The following is a 1656-nucleotide window of genomic DNA, read 5'->3' on the forward strand; positions in this document are numbered from 1 at the left end:
TAGGTAGACAGATTAAAAAATAAAAATCTGGTTACTTATAGGGGAGTATTTTTATGCCTAGAAAATCTTATTCTGTAGAAGAGAAATATCAAATAGTGAAAGCTTTAGGGGAAGTAAATTCGTCACTCCAAGTTTCATCGATTTATAAGGTGCACTTTTCTACCGTTTTGGAATGGAAATATAAATTTGATACATTCGGTTTAGAAGGACTAAAAGAGACTTCTTCCTGGAAAAAGTATTCTAAAGAACTAAAGTTATCCGCTATTCAAGATTATGCCTCTGGAAATTACTCGATTCGTGAAATTACGAGAATGTATGAAATATCAGATCCATCTGTCCTTAGAAGGTGGATTAAGAAGTATAATAGTCATAGTGAAATAAAAGATACGTCACAAGGAAGGACGAGCTCTATGACTAAGGGAAGAAAAACGACTTGGGAAGAACGAATACAAATTGTGCTAGATTGTTTAGGGAACAAAAAAGACTATCAAGAAGCAGCTAATACTCATCAGGTTTCTTATCAACAAATCTATCAATGGGTTAAGAAGTATGAAGATGGCGGAGTAGATGCATTGAAAGATAGGCGTGGTTCTACGAAAGAGGAATCCGAGCTAACTCAAGAGGAGAAAATAACTCTTCAAATGAAGAAGTTAGAAAGAGAAAATGAGCGATTACGTGCAGAAAACTTATTTTTAAAAAAGTTAGAGGAGATCGAAAGGAGGCAAAAATAAGTCAAATCCAATCGGAGGATAAGTATATCGCTATTCAAGAGATCCATCAGGAAGAGAATATAAGCATTCGTTTACTGAGTGAAATAGCGGGAATTGCACGATCCGCCTATTATAAGTGGCTTCATCGCGTTCCTTCTTCTCAAGAGCTATTGAATGAGAAAATCATGAAAGAGATGAAAATTCTCCATGAAAAAGTGGAGGGCATCTTCGGTTATCGCCAAATGACCCTTCACATGAATAGACAGTTTAAAGAAAGATTGAATCATAAAAGAATTTATCGACTAATGAAAGTGGTTGGCTTACGCTCGATCATTCGTATCAAGAAAAAACGTTATAAACGCTCCGTTCCCCAACAAGTGGCAGAGAATATCTTAAATCGGGAATTTACCGCAACAAAACCAAATGAAAAGTGGGTGACGGATGTGACAGAATTTAAGTATGGTTCATCAAAGAAGGCATATTTAAGTGCCATTCGGGATCTTTATGATGGATCCATTGTTAGCTATGTTTTAGGACATTCGAATAATAATGAACTTGTATTCCAAACGCTTGATCAAGCAACCGTACTTTTATTGGAGGAAGAACATCCAATTATCCATAGTGATCGAGGGTATCAGTATACTTCAAAAGGTTTTAAGCTTAAAGTAGACGAGGCAGAGATAACACACAGTATGTCACGAGTTGGAAAGTGTATTGATAATGGTCCAATGGAGTCTTTTTGGGGGACACTGAAATGCGAAAAGTATTATTTACACAAATATAAGACCTTTGAGGAACTTTCTCTTGCGATAGATGACTATATCCAATTTTATAATAACAATAGATATCAAAAACGATTAAACGGCCTTAGCCCTATGGAATATAGAGTTAAAGCCGCTTAGATCTTTTTTATTATTTCCACTGTCTACTTGACAGGGGGCAGTTC

General features: G+C 35.9%; 1 protein-coding gene. It reads left to right on the forward strand.

Annotated elements, in window-relative coordinates; genetic code table 11:
* The first annotated feature begins 53 nt into the window (after window positions 1-53).
* A protein-coding gene (locus tag BCI01S_RS25070; RefSeq protein ID WP_156485505.1) for an IS3 family transposase occupies window positions 54-1612 on the forward strand; the annotation gives its coding sequence in 2 pieces (ribosomal slippage) (window positions 54-693 and window positions 693-1612; 1560 coding nt in all).
* Window positions 1613-1656: the final 44 nt, after the last annotated feature.

Origin of the sequence: Niallia circulans NBRC 13626 (genome assembly GCF_001591585.1) — a bacterium.
Lineage (GTDB): Bacteria > Bacillota > Bacilli > Bacillales > Cytobacillaceae > Niallia > Niallia circulans.